This window comes from Pseudomonas sp. W17, assembly GCF_040268305.1.
Taxonomy (GTDB): Bacteria; Pseudomonadota; Gammaproteobacteria; order Pseudomonadales; family Pseudomonadaceae; genus Aquipseudomonas; species Aquipseudomonas protegens.
The window spans coordinates 7,054,258-7,068,412 of record NZ_CP158490.1; the positions used below are offsets into that span (position 1 = coordinate 7,054,258).

Sequence of the window (14,155 nt, forward strand, 5' to 3'; positions counted from 1 at the left end):
CAGGTCATAAAATCGATAAAACCGGATGGCCCGGCTTGCACCCTGAAAGCGTCCGGGCGAGAAGCGCCAATGGCTGGGGCCTGTGACCAACCGGTCGTCATCGGCGGCTGTTTTATCGGCTAATGCAAAGCCGGGTTTGCCCGGGGTGGCGCCGCCCCCTAGAATGCCCCGATGCGCGATGATCTCTCCCTCCTGTTGAACTCCCTCAACGACGCCCAACGCCAGGCCGTAGCTGCCTCCGTGGGTCGTCAGTTGGTCCTGGCCGGTGCTGGCTCCGGCAAAACCCGTGTGCTGGTGCACCGTATCGCCTGGTTGATCCAGGTCGAGAACGCCTCACCCCACTCGATCCTGTCGGTGACCTTCACCAACAAGGCCGCAGCCGAGATGCGCCATCGCATCGAACAACTGCTGGGCATCAACCCGGCAGGCATGTGGGTCGGCACCTTCCACGGCCTGGCCCACCGCCTGCTGCGGGCCCACTGGCAGGAAGCGGGGCTGAGCCAGACCTTCCAGATCCTCGACAGCGACGACCAGCAACGCCTGGTCAAGCGGGTAATCCGCGAGCTGGGCCTGGACGAACAGCGCTGGCCGGCCCGCCAGGCCCAGTGGTTCATCAACGGGCAGAAGGACGAAGGCCTGCGCCCGCAACATATCCAGGCCAGCGGCGACCTGTTCCTGGCCACCATGCGCGGCATCTATGAGGCCTACGAGGCCGCCTGCCAGCGCGCCGGGGTCATCGACTTCTCCGAACTGCTGCTGCGCGCCCTGGACCTGTGGCGCGACCACCCGGGTTTGCTGGCGCACTACCAGAAGCGTTTCCGCCACGTGCTGGTGGACGAATTCCAGGACACCAACGCCGTGCAATACGCCTGGCTGCGGTTGCTGGCCCAGGGTGGCGACAGCCTGATGGTGGTGGGCGACGACGACCAGTCGATCTACGGCTGGCGCGGGGCGAAAATCGAGAACATCCACCAGTACTCCGCCGACTTCCCGGACACCGAAGTGATCCGCCTGGAGCAGAACTACCGCTCTACTGCCGGCATCCTCAAGGCTGCCAACGCCCTGATCGCCAACAACACCGGGCGCCTGGGCAAGGAGCTGTGGACCGACGGCGGCGACGGTGAAGCCATCAACCTGTATGCCGCCTTCAACGAGCACGATGAAGCCCGCTATGTAGTGGAAACCATCGAGAGCGCGCTGAAGACCGGCCTGGCCCGCAGCGACATCGCCATTCTCTACCGCTCCAACGCCCAGTCCCGGGTGCTGGAAGAAGCCTTGCTGCGCGAACGCATTCCGTACCGCATCTATGGCGGCCAGCGCTTCTTCGAGCGGGCGGAAATCAAGAACGCCATGGCTTACCTGCGCCTCCTGGAAGGCCGTGGCAACGACGCAGCCCTGGAGCGGGTGATCAACGTGCCAGCCCGGGGCATCGGCGAGAAGACCGTCGAAGCCATCCGCGAGCATGCGCGCCACAGCGATGTATCGATGTGGGAAGCCATGCGCCAGCTGGTGGCCAATAAGGGCCTGACCGGGCGCGCTGCAGGTGCGCTGGGGGCCTTTATCGAACTGATCGAAAACCTCGCCGCCAAGACCCTGGAAATGCCCCTGCACCTGATGACCCAGACCGTCATCGAGCAGTCGGGGCTGATTGCCTACCACGAAGCGGAAAAAGGCGAAAAAGGCCAGGCCCGGGTGGAAAACCTCGAGGAACTGGTGAGCGCCGCGCGCAACTTCGAGAACACCGAAGAGGACGAAGACCTGACGCCCCTGGCGGCATTCCTCGGCCACGCTTCCCTGGAAGCCGGCGATACCCAGGCCGACGAGCATGAAGACAGCGTGCAACTGATGACCCTGCACAGCGCCAAGGGTCTGGAGTTCCCCTACGTGTTCCTGGTGGGCATGGAAGAAGGCCTGTTCCCCCACAAGATGAGCCTGGAAGAACCCGGCCGCCTTGAGGAAGAACGCCGGCTGGCGTATGTGGGCATTACCCGGGCCATGCAAAACCTGGTGATGACCTACGCGGAAACCCGACGCCTGTACGGCAGCGAAACCTACAACAAGGTGTCGCGTTTCGTGCGCGAGGTGCCCAAAGGGCTGATTCAGGAAGTGCGGCTGTCCAACAGCGTCAGCCGGCCTTTCGGCGGCGGCCAGTCACAAAGTACCAGCAGCCTGTTCGGCGGCAGCGAAATCCCGGACACCGGCCTGAGCCTCGGCCAGGCGGTACGGCACTCGGTGTTCGGCGACGGGGTGATCCTCAATTTCGAGGGTGCCGGCGCCCAGGCCCGGGTCCAGGTCAACTTCAGCGAAGGCAGCAAGTGGCTGATGCTCGGCTATGCCAAGCTGGAAGCCATCTAACCCCACCCGACCGTAGGAGCCGGCGTGCCGGCGAATCTCACTGGCGAAGGTCGGCACCAAGGCTTCTTCGCCGGCAAGCCGGCTCCTACAGCTCAGTGCAGAAAGGGAAGCGCGAACATGGGCTCAGGCTTTTTTTCCTCCTGGACATTCTGGGCCCTGTTGTCGGCAACTTTCGCCGCGTTGACGGCGATCTTCGCCAAAGTCGGGATAGAAAACGTCAATTCAGACTTCGCCACCCTGCTGCGCACCGTGGTGGTACTGGTCAGCCTGGCCTTGATTTTGTACGCAACGGGCCAATATCAGTCCCTGGGATCGATTTCTCCCAAAAGCTACCTGTTCCTGCTGTTGTCCGGGCTGGCCACGGGCGCATCCTGGCTGTGCTATTTCCGCGCCTTGAAACTCGGCCCCGCTTCATTGGTGGCGCCGGTGGACAAGCTTAGCGTGGTGTTCGTCGCGATCATCGGCGTGTGCCTGCTGGGAGAGAAGCTCGACCTGCGGCAGTGGGGCGGAATCGGGTTGATCACCGCAGGTGTGGTGCTACTGGCACTGCGCCGCTAACGGCTTTCGGGTTGAACCAGAGCCAGGTCTGCGGGGACCAAGAACCTATCGGCGAGCATGACGCCTGGCGAAGCTGAACCGAGGCTGTCAGGCAAAAGCCCGAAACATTATGCCGCTCGCCACTGACACTTCACCTGTGCAATATGGCGCGCGTGCCATCCACAAATGGGAACCCCCTTTATGAAACGTTTTCTTAGCATCGCCATGGCGCTGTGCATCGGCCTGACGATGAGCCTCGACGCCAACGCCAAGCGCTTTGGTGGCGGCAAAAGCGTCGGCGCTGCCCCGACCCACCAAACCCGCCAGGCGGCGCCAACCGCTCCGGGCGCTCCCGCCGCTGCAGCCACCGCGGGCGCAGCCGGTGCCGCGGGCGCTGCTGCCAAGGCCGGCGGTGCTTCGCGCTGGCTCGGCCCTCTGGCCGGCATCGCTGCCGGTGGCCTGCTGGCCTCCATGTTCATGGGCGGCGGCTTCCAGGGCATGCAGATCTTCGACATCCTGATCATGGCGGTCATCGCCTTTGTGATCTTCCGCTTCATCGCCGCTCGTCGCCGCAAGCAGCAGGAGCAATACGCTCCAGCCGGCCACGCGCCGATGCAGCGCGAAGCCTTCGAGCCCCAGCAGCCTGCCGGCGGTTCGATCTTCGGTGGTTCGCCAGCGCCTGCCGCGCGTCCGGTAATCAACGCACCGGCCTGGTTCAATGAAGAGCGCTTCATTGAAGCGGCGCGCAATCACTTCCAGTCCCTGCAGCAACACTGGGACGCCAACGAAATGGACAAGATCGCCGAATTCGTGACCCCACAGATGCTGCAGTTCCTGAAACAGGAACGTGCCGATCTGGGCGACGGCTTCCAGTCCACCTACATCGACAACCTGCAAGTGCAGCTCGAAGGTGTGGATGACCGTGCCGACAAGACCATCGCCACCCTGACCTTCAGCGGTGTGTCGAAGACCTCGCGCTTCGACCAGGGCGAAGTGTTCAGCGAAAGCTGGAACATGGAACGCGCCCAGGGCGACAACCAGCCATGGCTGGTAGCAGGTATCCGCCAGAACGGCTGATTCATTCTGCTGTCACAGCTGTAAGGCAAAACCCCGACTCAGGTCGGGGTTTTGCATTTCACGATTGCACTTATAGCGAGCTACTGTATAAACCGCCGTCAAACAACCGCGCCATAGAGCTAAGAGGACCCAGGCCGTGGAAGAAGTCATCGAACAACTCCGGGAAGCCAACGAACCGGTACCCGTCCCCCTGGAACTGCCGGACGAAGATCAGCTGGTGGAAATTGAAGAACAGCTGTTCATCAATATCCCGTTCGTCTTCAAGGAGTTCCTGTTGACGGTCAGCGACGTGGTTTACGGCAGCCTGGAACCTGTGACCGTCACCGATCCGCAATCCCACACCTACCTGCCGGAAGTGGCTGCGACCGCCTGGGACATGGGCGTGCCGCGCGAGCTGATCCCGATCTGCCAGGACGGCGACGATTACTACTGCGTCGAGGAAGACGGCACCGTGGTGCTGTGGTCCGGCGAAGAAGAGCTGATCACCGAAGAATCCTGGGAATCGGTGTGGCACTGGGCGCGGGACGTCTGGCTGGAAAGCTGAGACGCCGCCGCGGCTGCGTGCACCGCGGCGACTGAAACAGCTCGCCGGCGCCCTGCCGGCGAGCGGCAAGGTCAATGCCCACTGTTGTCCTTGCTGTGGTCGAAGGTTTCGATCAGCGCCACCTGCATCCGCGTATGCACACGGATGAACCAGCGCCACAGGACCGCGGCCACCGCCGCCGCCACTACGGCGATCAACACCAGCAGTTCCAGGGTCGGCAGAATGCTCGACGAGAGCGCCGCCAGCAGCAGGAAAATCACCAGCAGCGACAGGATCGGGATCACCTCGGCGATCACCCGACGCACTCGCTGGGTATGACGCCCGGCCATTTCCGGCTTGACCCCCATCTCCGCCAGCAACATCGACAGTGCCTTGAGCTTGCGATAGGCAGCAATCAGGAACGGCAGCGAAAGCAGCAGCGCCCCGCCCCAGATCAAGGCTTTCTGCCAGCTCGGCTCACTGACCCAATCTTCCAGGTAGGTGCCAATGCGCTTGGCGAAATAGCCACCGGAAAAGAAGATCGCCACCACCAGCGCCAGGTTCACCCCCACTTGCAGCAGGATCTTGCGGATCATCGTCGCCAGCAGCGCACCCTCGCCCTGGGGCTGGATGCTGCGCAACCACTCGCCATACATGCCCAGTACCCGGCTCAGGCGCTTGGGCAGGACCCCTGCCAGCTTCAGCGATAGCGGGTCCGCGGCACGGATCAGGTAGGGCGTGAGCAAGGTGGTGATGGCGGACACCGCCACCGCTACCGGGTAGAGGAAGTCGCTGGTGACCTGCAGGGTCATGCCCAGTGCGGCGATGATGAAGGAAAATTCGCCAATCTGTGACAGGCCCATGCCTACCCGCAGTGAGGTGCGTCCATCATTGCCGGCGATAAAGGCCCCCATGCCGCAGGACAGCATCTTGCCCAGCACCACCGCCACCGTGATCACGGCAATCGGCCAGGCGTATTGCAGGAGGATCTGCGGGTCGATCATCAGGCCGATGGCGACGAAGAAGATTGCGCTGAACAGGTCGCGAACCGGTTCGATCAACCGCTCGATCTTCAGCAACTGGCGGGACTCGGCCATGATCGCACCGATCAGGAAGGCCCCCAGGACCATGCTGTACTCCAGTTTGACCACCAGCAGGCAGAAGCCGAAACACAGCCCCAGCACGGTGATCAGCAGCATCTCGTTGCTGTCGAACCTGGCCACGTAGGCCAGCAGGCGCGGCACCAGCAGGATGCCGATCACCAGCGCCACGATCATGAACAGCGAAAGCTTGCCGACGGTGGAGAACACCTCGCCGGAACTCACCGTACCGCTGACCGCGATGCTCGACAGCAAGGCGATGATGCCGATGCCGAGGATGTCCTCGACGATCAGTACGCCGAAGATCAGCTGGGCGAAGCGCTCGTTCTTCATCTTCAGGTCATTGAGCGCCTTGACGATGATGGTGGTGGAAGAAATGGCCAGGATCGCCCCGAGGAACAGCGAATCCATGGTGCTCCAGCCGAACCAGCGGCCGATCTCGTAGCCGATCCAGATCATCAAGACGATTTCCAGGAACGCCGCGATAAAGGCCGTGGCCCCGACCTTGAACAGCTTGCGCAGGCTGAATTCCAGCCCCAGGCAGAACATCAGGAAAATCACCCCCAGCTCGGCCAGGGTCTTGATGGTCTGTTCGTCGTGGATCAGCCCGAAAGGCGGAGTGTGAGGGCCGATGATGAAGCCGGCGACTATGTAGCCCAGCACGACAGGCTGCTTGAGGCGATGGAAGAGGATGGTCACCACGCCTGCGACCAGCATGATCACGGCCAGGTCCTGAATGAAGCTGATGGCATGCATGGCCGGGGCTCTCCTTGGAATGCTGGGCGGGGGTGATCGCCTAAAAAGAATGTTCTGATCAGTAGAAGGAAATATCCAAAATAGAAGCGGAAAATGCCCTGGAACGGGTGTTTTGCAGGTTAACACCGCGACTTCCGGCAGGAAGGCGGTGCAATATTAGGAAACAGATCCACCAGGGCGTGACGACGTGGCCCGGCCCGGCGTCCCGTTATCGATGGTTTGAAAACCCTTTGGAGCCAGCACCCGCAGAGGTGCTCCAGCAACCCCTGCCCAGAACCGTGAGCGTGCTATGGAACCCGGAAACGCCCAACTGTCGATGACGGTATTGATGACCCCTGACATGGCCAATTTCTCTGGCAATGTCCACGGCGGCACCTTGCTCAAGTACCTCGATGAAGTCGCCTATGCCTGCGCCAGCCGTTACGCCGGCCGCTACGTGGTGACCCTGTCGGTGGACCAGGTGATCTTCCGCGAGCCGATCCATGTCGGCGAGCTGGTGACCTTCCTGGCCTCGGTCAACTACACCGGCAACACCTCCATGGAGGTGGGCATCAAGGTGGTCACCGAGAATATCCGCGAGCGTTCGGTGCGCCACACCAACAGCTGCTTCTTCACCATGGTGGCGGTGGACGACCAGCGCAAGCCGGCCCAGGTGCCGCCGCTGCAGCCGGAAACCGCCGACGGCAAGCGACGCTTTATCCAGGCCCGGCAGCGCCGGCAGATCCGCCAGGAACTGGAGCAGCGCTACCGGGAAATCAAGGCCGACGGCCCTTGATGCTCAAGCTGCACCGCTGATTCAGCAGGGCCACGGACGGTCCTCCCCCCTCCAGAGCTTCCAGCGCTCCGCCGCCACACTCCAACACCCGCCAGCAGGCTTCTGCGGTCATCCCGAATGGCCAGATCCATCCCTTTTTGACCACATCGAGAGTTATGCCCCCAGGGCACCGCTGCCAGAATCGAAGGGCAAGGCACAAACGCACTCCCCGTCCGGGGAGCCTTCGAGCCAACGAACGCGTGAGAACAATAAAAATGCCCAGCGCCAATGCTCTCTCCAGCAGCCCCCCTGCGTCCGCCCATAACGCCAGCCTCGATGGCGGCTTCACCCACAGTGCCCAGGGCACCTCGCTGCGGCGCATCCTCGGCCTGCCGGCCCTGGTGTTCTTCGGCCTGGTGTACATGGTCCCGCTGACCGTCTTCACCACCTACGGCGTGGTCACCCAACTCACCGGCGGGCGCACCGCCGCAGCCTATGTGATCACCCTGCTGGCGATGATCTTCACCGCCCTTTCCTACAGCGTAATGGTCAAGAAATACCCCATTGCCGGCTCAGCCTATTCCTACGCCAGCCTCAGTTTCGGCCCGGGCATCGGCTTCCTTGCCGGCTGGTCGCTGCTGCTGGATTACCTGTTCCTGCCGATGATCAATTACCTGGTGATCGGCCTGTTCCTCAACCTGGCCTTCCCCGCCGTGCCGGCCTGGGTTTTCGTGGTGGCGACCATCAGCCTGGTGACGCTGCTGAACATCCGCGGCATCGGCTCGGTATCGAGCATGAGCAACCTGATCGTCTGCGCGCAGATGGTCTTCGTGGTGGTGTTCGTGGCCCTGGTGGTCCGCCAGTTGGCAGGGGCCGAGAGCCTGGACCTGAGCGCACCCTGGGTCGGCGATGGCAGCCAGGATGGGCTGTTGCCGCTGATGGCCGGGGCCGCGGTGCTGTGCCTGTCGTTCCTGGGCTTTGACGCGGTGTCGACCCTGGCCGAGGAAACCCGCGATCCGCGCCGGGACATCCCCCGGGCAATCGTCATCACCACCCTGGGCGCCGGCCTGTTGTTCATCCTGCTGGCCATGACCAGCCAGCTGGCGTTCCCCGGCAGCAGTTTCAAGGACGCCGACTCGGCGGCCAGCGAGGTCATGCTGCACGCCGGCGGACGCTTCCTGGAGATGTTCTTCACCGCCACCTATGTCGCCGGCGCCGCCGGTTCGGCTCTGGCATCCCAGGCCTCGGTATCGCGCATTCTGTTCAGCATGGGCCGTGACGGCATCCTGCCACGTCGGGTGTTCGGTACCCTGTCCGAGCGCTACAAGACCCCGGTGGTGGCCATTGTCCTGGTGTCGCTGGTGTCATTGCTGGCGGTGGTCATCGACCTCACCACCCTGGCGTCGATGATCAGCTTCGGTGCACTGGTGGCGTTCTCGGTGGTCAACCTGGCGGTGATCAAGAGTCACCTGGGCCAGGGCCAGCCGCGCAGCACCGCACGGCTCTTGCAATACGGCCTGCTGCCGTTGATCGGCTTTGCCCTGATCGCCTGGCTGTGGACCAGCCTTTCGGCCCTGACCCTGGGCATCGGCCTGGCCTGGTTCGCCCTGGGCCTGCTGTACCTGGGCCTACACACCCGGGGCTTTCGCCAGCCCGCGCCGACCGTGCAGTTTTCCGAGCAGGCCTGAGCCCGCCTCAGAAGCCGATCGGCGTGGCCTCGAAGCGCACCCGTGGGTGGGCGATGCGGTCCTGGGCGCGCACCAGCTCCAGCTCGTAACTGGCGCAGGCCTGGGTTTCCAGCAGTACTTCATGCACCGCCGCGGCGGTGAATTCGAAGGCCGCCACCAGGCTGTCCCCCAACAATACCCGGGCCAGGAACAGGCCTGAGGTCAAGTCGCCCACCCCCACCGGCTGGCGCGGGAACGCCAGTAATGGACGGCGCAGGTGCCAGCTGCCACCAGCGGTCACCAGCAGCATCTCGAAACCGTCCGCCAGCTTGCCCGGGTAGTCCAGGTGCTTGACCAGCACCGCCCGGGGGCCCTTGTCCAGCAGCGACCGGGCCATGCCCAGGCAGTCGAACAGCGATTGCGGCTTGCGCCCGCAGAAGCTGTCCAGCTCCAGCTGGTTGGGGCAGAGAAAATCCGCCATGGCCACGGCCTCGTCCAGCAGGAAGTCGCTGACTTCAGCCGGCACGCTGCAGCCCTTCTCCGGGTGGCCCATCACCGGGTCACACAAGTACAGGGCCTTGGGATTGACCGCCTTGATCCGCGCCACACCGCTGAGGATCGCCCGGCCCTGGGCCGCGCTGCCCAGGTAGCCGGACAGCACCGCGTCGCAGTTGCCCAGCTCGCCGATGGCGGCAATGCCTTCCACCAGCTCGGGAATCTGCTGTGGCGCCAGCACTTCCCCGGCCCACTGACCATACTGAGTGTGGTTGGAGAACTGCACCGTATTCAGCGGCCAGACATTCACCCCGACCCGCTGCATGGGGAATACCGCGGCACTGTTGCCGGCATGGCCGAAAACCACATGGGACTGGATCGCAAGCAGGTGGGGCGTACGTTTCATGCAGGATTTTCCATAAAACCGGTGGAATTCAAGCCGCGCAGTATGCGACTAAACGCAGCCTGTACGACAGACCGGAGTCGCAGTTAAGCTGACGCCACCTCGTTGGAGCAAACCTTCATGCTGACCCTTGGAAACATCTTTGTGCTGATGCTGCTGGCAACCGCTGCTGCCTGGCTGTGGCACAACCACGGCCTGCGCGAACGGGCCCTGGAGCGGGTCAAGCAGCACTGCGCGCGGCTCGACATCGAGTTGCTGGACGGTAACGTGGCGCTCAAGCGCATCGGTTTCGTCAAGGATGGCAATGGCCGGCGGCGCCTGGCGCGGGTCTACAACTTCGAGTTCACCGTGACTGGGGAAACCCGTCATGCCGGGACCATCACCCAGTTCGGCGCCCACAGCGCCCATATCGAGCTGGCGCCCTACCCGTTCGAAGCCAAGGAGCCCCTGCCCAGTGCCGAGGTGATCGAGCTGAGCCAGTGGCGCGAGGAACATCGCAAGTTCAAGCCGTAAGAGCGGCGTGCACGCCGTTTTTTCTACAGGCGACAGGCATCGAGACTGGCCTGCAGGACGGCAATATCCTGAGGGCTACTGAAGATCAGTTCCAGGCGCGAATCCCGGCGCCATTCGCTGGGCAGCCAGTTCAGCGGTGAATTATCCAGCCCGTTGCCCGACCGCCAGCCTTGATCACTGTGGAGCACCAGCTTGGCCCGGCGCCAGTCGAGGTTCTGCAGCCAGTGCTCGACCCGGACCAGATCGAACTGTTGGCTGGGGTGCCAGCGCCAGCCGATGCTCCAGCCATCCTCCTGGGACTGGCTGAGGCAGATCGGCAGCGCCGGATCGCTCCACACGGCCGGCAACTGGGCCAGGCCCTGGGGAATGTCCGACTGCTCCAGGGCCGCTTCGGCGCTGGCTCCCAGGCCCGGCAGCTCGGCCAGGGGCAAGGCGGCATGGCGGGTCCAGAACAAGGGAAGGTCCGGCAATTGCTCCAGCACCCGCAACCTGTCGCTGTCGCTGAGCAGTTCGTCCTTGTTCAGTACCAGCAGGCCGGCGCTGGACAGCGCATCCTGCTGCGCCCGGGGCAACGGCTTGCCAGCGGCCAGCGCCTGGGCATCCAGGACCAGCACGCAGGGTTGTACCGCCAGCACGCCCTTCCAGGGCGCCTCATTCAACTGCTTGAGCAATTGGGCCGGGTGGCCGAGGCCGGAGGGCTCGATAAACAGCCGGTCCGGCCGGGCCTTGCGCAACAGGCGGCCCAGGCCCACCTGGAACGGTGCACCGTTGACGCAGCACAGGCAGCCGCCGGCCACTTCGCCCAGGGCGATGCCATCTTCGTCGCGGGTCAGCAGGGCCGCGTCCAGGCCGATCTGGCCAAACTCGTTGATCAGCACCGCCCAGCGCTCGGCGGCCGGACGCTGGCTCAGCAGATGGCGGATCAGGCTGGTCTTGCCGGCGCCCAGGGGGCCGGCGATCACGTGGGTGGGGATGTTCTGCAGCATGGAAAGGGGTCCGGGAAACCTGTGAGGTGATGCTACGCCCTTCCCGCCCTGGGCGAAAATCCGCTCGATTCGACGCCGCTCTTCAGAGCGCTGATGGTCCTGCGGACCTCTGCCCAGGCTCGGCAAGCGGCTACACGGGCCTAGGTCAACCCAGCCAATCGAGGGTGAGGATCAGCCGGCGTTCCCCTGGCGCTGGCTGCGGCGAGCGGTGGATCAGGCCAAAGCCTTCGTTGCCGTGCCATTTCTCGCCCTTGAACAGCGCCACGTCGCCGCTGGCGATCTGCTGGATCTGTGCCGGGTCCCGTGGTTCGCCCTCGGCCTGCCCCAGTTTCCTGCGGTCCATGGCGCCTTCGCGCAGCCATTGGCTGCCGACTCCGGCGTAGGTGGTAATCAGCCGCACCGGTACATGGTCCACGTGAAACCGCGGGCACATGGCCTTGTCCAGGACCCGCAGGCGCAGCCCGACGCGCCTGGCCCCGAGCAGGCAGGCAAAAGCGCTGACCAGCCAGGCAACATCGGCGATAAAGCCTTCATAACCCTGCAGATCACTGAACCCAGAAGCCAGGCCGCGCAGATTGGGTTGCGCGTCTTCGTCGGGCAGCTCCAGGGACAGGGATTCGGCCAGCGGCTGGTCCAGGGACAGCAGCAACTCGGCGAAGTCGGCGATGTGGGCCGGCAACTGGCGCTGCCAGAGGCCGAGATTGACCTCATCCTCCAGCACCTGGGCGAGCACCGCCGGGGTGCTGCCGATGGCCTGGCGGCGAGAGACCAGCGCGGTCACGCTCGGCAGCAGCAGCCATCTGGGCGGATTGGCCAGTGGAGTCACCGGCAAGTTCAGGGTCAGCATCAGGCCGCTTCCTCGTCATGCCAGGGGCCAAAGGGATCGTTCAGCAGGCTCCAGCCCTCGACGCCGAGGGCCATTTCATCGTCATCCAGCAGGCACAGGTCGAGCTCCGCGCAAAGCCGGGTGAAGTCGATGTTCTGGCCGATGAACACCAGTTCCTGGCGGCAATCGCCGGTGGCCGCGGTCCAGTTGTGCATGATCGCCGCGGTGCCTTCTTCGTCCTGGGGCCAGTGCTGCTTGGGCACGAAGCGCCACCAGCGCCCGGCAAAGCCATGGCGCATCAGGCCACCGGCCTGGGACCAGCTGCCGGCTTCCTGGTACTTGCTGGCCAGCCAGAAGAAGCCCTTGGAGCGCAGCAGCTTGCCGTTGACCCAGGGCCGGTTGATGAAGTCGAAGAAGCGCTGGGGATGGAACGGCCGCCGCGCCCGGTAGGCGGTGGAAGCGATACCGTACTCCTCGGTTTCCGGCACATGCTCGCCGCGCAACTCCCGCAGCCAGCCCGGAGCCTGGGCCGCGCGCTCGAAATCGAAGCGCCCGGTGTTGAGGATCTTCGCCAGCGGCACCTGGCCCATGACCATGGGCACGATCTCGGCCTGGGCATTGAGGCTCTTGAGGATGGCCAGCAGTTCCTGGCGCTGGTCGCTGCTGATCAGGTCGATCTTGCTGACCAGGATCACGTCGGCGAACTCCACCTGTTCGATCAGCAGGTCGCTGATTGAACGTTCATCGTCTTCGCCCAGGGTTTCGCCCCGGGAAGCCAGGCTGTGCGCGGCCTGGTAGTCCAGCAGGAAATTCATGCCGTCGACCACCGTGACCATGGTGTCGAGCCGGGCGATATCCGCCAGGCTCTGGCCGGATTCATCGCGAAAGGTGAAGGTTTCCGCCACCGGCAGCGGCTCGGAAATCCCGGTGGATTCGATCAGCAGGTAGTCGAAGCGCCCGTCGCGGGCCAGCTTGCCCACTTCCTCCAGCAGGTCTTCGCGCAGGGTGCAGCAGATGCAGCCGTTGCTCATTTCCACCAGTTTTTCTTCGGCGCGGTTGAGGCTGACATCGCGCTGCACTTCGCTGCCATCGATGTTGATTTCGCTCATGTCGTTGACGATCACCGCCACCCGCAGGTGGTCGCGGTTGCGCAGGATGTGATTGAGCAAGGTGCTTTTGCCGGCGCCGAGAAAGCCGGACAGCACGGTAACGGGGAGACGGTCGGTCATGGGTTGTTCCTCATCAGGATCGCGGCTGGGTCAAAGCGCCCGTTGATGGCGTTCGCGCAGCTCTTGGCGTTCTTTGGCTTCGATACACAGGGTGGCGGTGGGCCGCAGCAGCAGGCGCTTGAGGCCGATGGGCTCGCCGGTGTCGCGGCACCAGCCGTATTCGCCACGGGCCAGGCGCTCCAGGGCTTCGTCGATCTTGTCCAGAAGCTTCTTTTCCCGCTCCAGCAGGCGCAGTTGCCACTGGCGCTGCTCTTCGGCACTGCCGATGTCGGCGGGGTCGCTGTGGGGTTCCTGCTCGCGCAGCTGGTCGAACTCGCCGGCAATGCGCTCCTGCAGATCACTGCGCTGGGCCAGCAGCAGCTGGCGAAAGAAGCCCTGCTGGGCTTCGTTCATGTAGTGCGTCTCGGGTTGGGCGAGAAGGTCTTGTTCAGTCATGGCGAGTCACGGGTCAGGCTGTGTTTTTATGTTATATTATAACAACACAAATTAGCCAACCTTCCCTTGCCGCCCACGACGAAGGGCGCGATGCTGCGCCCCTGTCGTCACGAGAATCGCCATGCGCCCTGTCCTGCCCACCCTGCTTTCAGGCCTGTTGCTGCTGGCTGGTCACGCCAGCGCGGCGGTGCCCAGTACCCTAGCCACCTGCACCCGCAGCGCCACCCTGCTGGCCTGCGTCGACCCGCTGGGCAACGCCTACAGCGTCGCCACGGCCGGCAGCACCACCTACCTGCGCGGCTTCGAGGTGATCGGCAAGCGCTATTGGGCGCAGACCAACAGCCGCTACGGGCAGCTGACGTTCTTCACCGGCCTGGCCTCCGACGGCGAGGCCTGGGTGGGCTACAGCCAGCGCGTGGGCTGGACCACGCGCAACCGCTTTTCCAGCTCCGGCGGCAGCCGCGGGCAGTTCACTTGCAGCCGCATCAGCGGCTGCTAG

At 64.0% G+C, this 14,155-nt stretch carries 14 protein-coding genes; 8 read left to right on the forward strand and 6 right to left on the reverse strand.

Translation table 11 applies throughout. The annotated features are described in order from the left end of the window. Positions 1–171 precede the first annotated feature (171 nt). The 4 genes from uvrD to ABCR88_RS32570 all read left to right on the forward strand — a co-directional run bounded on the left by uvrD (position 172) and on the right by ABCR88_RS32570 (position 4,513). Complete coding sequence (gene uvrD / locus ABCR88_RS32555) at positions 172–2,355, forward strand: DNA helicase II (protein WP_011064327.1); 2,184 nt, start codon at positions 172–174, stop codon at positions 2,353–2,355. Between the two features lie 117 nt (positions 2,356–2,472). Beyond that, the gene (locus ABCR88_RS32560; RefSeq protein WP_350404922.1) at positions 2,473–2,913 is read left to right on the forward strand and encodes an EamA family transporter; all 441 of its coding nucleotides are present in this window, start codon (positions 2,473–2,475) and stop codon (positions 2,911–2,913) included. A gap of 180 nt (positions 2,914–3,093) precedes the next feature. Continuing rightward, a complete protein-coding gene (locus ABCR88_RS32565) occupies positions 3,094–3,969 on the forward strand; it encodes a Tim44 domain-containing protein (RefSeq protein WP_047290098.1) in 876 nt (291 codons plus the stop codon). Between the two features lie 136 nt (positions 3,970–4,105). Continuing rightward, positions 4,106–4,513 (forward strand): SMI1/KNR4 family protein, encoded by a 408-nt coding sequence (locus ABCR88_RS32570; RefSeq protein ID WP_011064330.1) that lies wholly within the window; start codon positions 4,106–4,108, stop codon positions 4,511–4,513. 71 nt (positions 4,514–4,584) lie between these two features. Here the strand turns inward: ABCR88_RS32570 and ABCR88_RS32575 are convergent, their stop codons facing one another. Beyond that, positions 4,585–6,348: a cation:proton antiporter gene (locus tag ABCR88_RS32575; RefSeq protein ID WP_011064331.1), complete on the reverse strand. Its 1,764-nt coding sequence runs from the start codon at positions 6,346–6,348 to the stop codon at positions 4,585–4,587. A gap of 289 nt (positions 6,349–6,637) precedes the next feature. Between ABCR88_RS32575 and ABCR88_RS32580 the strand changes: the two genes are divergently transcribed. Continuing rightward, positions 6,638–7,123, forward strand: a complete 486-nt coding sequence (locus ABCR88_RS32580; RefSeq protein WP_011064332.1) for an acyl-CoA thioesterase — start codon at positions 6,638–6,640, stop codon at positions 7,121–7,123. A gap of 254 nt (positions 7,124–7,377) precedes the next feature. Further along, entirely contained in the window at positions 7,378–8,790 is a 1,413-nt protein-coding gene (locus ABCR88_RS32585; protein ID WP_350023409.1) for an APC family permease, read from the forward strand. Positions 8,791–8,797: 7 nt separating this feature from the next. On the opposite strand, the gene pdxY is transcribed toward ABCR88_RS32585, so the two are convergent. Beyond that, complete coding sequence (pdxY, locus tag ABCR88_RS32590; RefSeq protein WP_325985376.1) at positions 8,798–9,670, reverse strand: pyridoxal kinase PdxY; 873 nt, start codon at positions 9,668–9,670, stop codon at positions 8,798–8,800. Between the two features lie 117 nt (positions 9,671–9,787). Here pdxY and ABCR88_RS32595 point away from each other — a divergent pair, with 117 nt between their 5' ends. Next, complete coding sequence (locus ABCR88_RS32595; protein ID WP_015637540.1) at positions 9,788–10,180, forward strand: DUF3301 domain-containing protein; 393 nt, start codon at positions 9,788–9,790, stop codon at positions 10,178–10,180. A 23-nt stretch (positions 10,181–10,203) separates the two neighbouring features. Here the strand turns inward: ABCR88_RS32595 and ABCR88_RS32600 are convergent, their stop codons facing one another. The 4 genes from ABCR88_RS32600 to dksA all read right to left on the reverse strand — a co-directional run bounded on the left by ABCR88_RS32600 (position 10,204) and on the right by dksA (position 13,656). Further along, entirely contained in the window at positions 10,204–11,166 is a 963-nt protein-coding gene (locus tag ABCR88_RS32600) for a CobW-like GTP-binding protein (RefSeq protein WP_325985377.1), read from the reverse strand. Between the two features lie 145 nt (positions 11,167–11,311). Then, positions 11,312–12,013 (reverse strand): DUF1826 domain-containing protein, encoded by a 702-nt coding sequence (locus tag ABCR88_RS32605; protein WP_125062485.1) that lies wholly within the window; start codon positions 12,011–12,013, stop codon positions 11,312–11,314. Beyond that, positions 12,013–13,221, reverse strand: coding sequence for a zinc metallochaperone GTPase ZigA (gene zigA / locus ABCR88_RS32610; RefSeq protein ID WP_041120476.1), 1,209 nt, complete (start codon positions 13,219–13,221; stop codon positions 12,013–12,015). Before zigA ends, ABCR88_RS32605 begins: the two co-directional genes overlap by 1 nt. 30 nt (positions 13,222–13,251) lie before the next feature. Next, complete coding sequence (dksA, locus tag ABCR88_RS32615; RefSeq protein ID WP_011064339.1) at positions 13,252–13,656, reverse strand: RNA polymerase-binding protein DksA; 405 nt, start codon at positions 13,654–13,656, stop codon at positions 13,252–13,254. Between the two features lie 121 nt (positions 13,657–13,777). Between dksA and ABCR88_RS32620 the strand changes: the two genes are divergently transcribed. Continuing rightward, on the forward strand, positions 13,778–14,155 hold the full coding sequence (locus ABCR88_RS32620; protein WP_015637544.1) for a hypothetical protein: 378 nt from the start codon (positions 13,778–13,780) through the stop codon (positions 14,153–14,155).

Excerpts from the sequence above, each read along its gene's own strand:
- uvrD (WP_011064327.1), top strand. The coding sequence starts at position 172 with ATGCGCGATGATCTCTCCCTCCTGTTGAACTCCCTCAACGACGCCCAA.
- ABCR88_RS32560 (WP_350404922.1), top strand. The coding sequence starts at position 2,473 with ATGGGCTCAGGCTTTTTTTCCTCCTGGACATTCTGGGCCCTGTTGTCG.
- ABCR88_RS32565 (WP_047290098.1), top strand. The coding sequence starts at position 3,094 with ATGAAACGTTTTCTTAGCATCGCCATGGCGCTGTGCATCGGCCTGACG.
- ABCR88_RS32575 (WP_011064331.1), bottom strand. The coding sequence starts at position 6,348 with ATGCATGCCATCAGCTTCATTCAGGACCTGGCCGTGATCATGCTGGTC.
- ABCR88_RS32580 (WP_011064332.1), top strand. The coding sequence starts at position 6,638 with ATGGAACCCGGAAACGCCCAACTGTCGATGACGGTATTGATGACCCCT.
- ABCR88_RS32585 (WP_350023409.1), top strand. The coding sequence starts at position 7,378 with ATGCCCAGCGCCAATGCTCTCTCCAGCAGCCCCCCTGCGTCCGCCCAT.
- pdxY (WP_325985376.1), bottom strand. The coding sequence starts at position 9,670 with ATGAAACGTACGCCCCACCTGCTTGCGATCCAGTCCCATGTGGTTTTC.
- ABCR88_RS32595 (WP_015637540.1), top strand. The coding sequence starts at position 9,788 with ATGCTGACCCTTGGAAACATCTTTGTGCTGATGCTGCTGGCAACCGCT.
- ABCR88_RS32600 (WP_325985377.1), bottom strand. The coding sequence starts at position 11,166 with ATGCTGCAGAACATCCCCACCCACGTGATCGCCGGCCCCCTGGGCGCC.
- ABCR88_RS32605 (WP_125062485.1), bottom strand. The coding sequence starts at position 12,013 with ATGCTGACCCTGAACTTGCCGGTGACTCCACTGGCCAATCCGCCCAGA.
- zigA (WP_041120476.1), bottom strand. The coding sequence starts at position 13,221 with ATGACCGACCGTCTCCCCGTTACCGTGCTGTCCGGCTTTCTCGGCGCC.
- dksA (WP_011064339.1), bottom strand. The coding sequence starts at position 13,656 with ATGACTGAACAAGACCTTCTCGCCCAACCCGAGACGCACTACATGAAC.
- ABCR88_RS32620 (WP_015637544.1), top strand. The coding sequence starts at position 13,778 with ATGCGCCCTGTCCTGCCCACCCTGCTTTCAGGCCTGTTGCTGCTGGCT.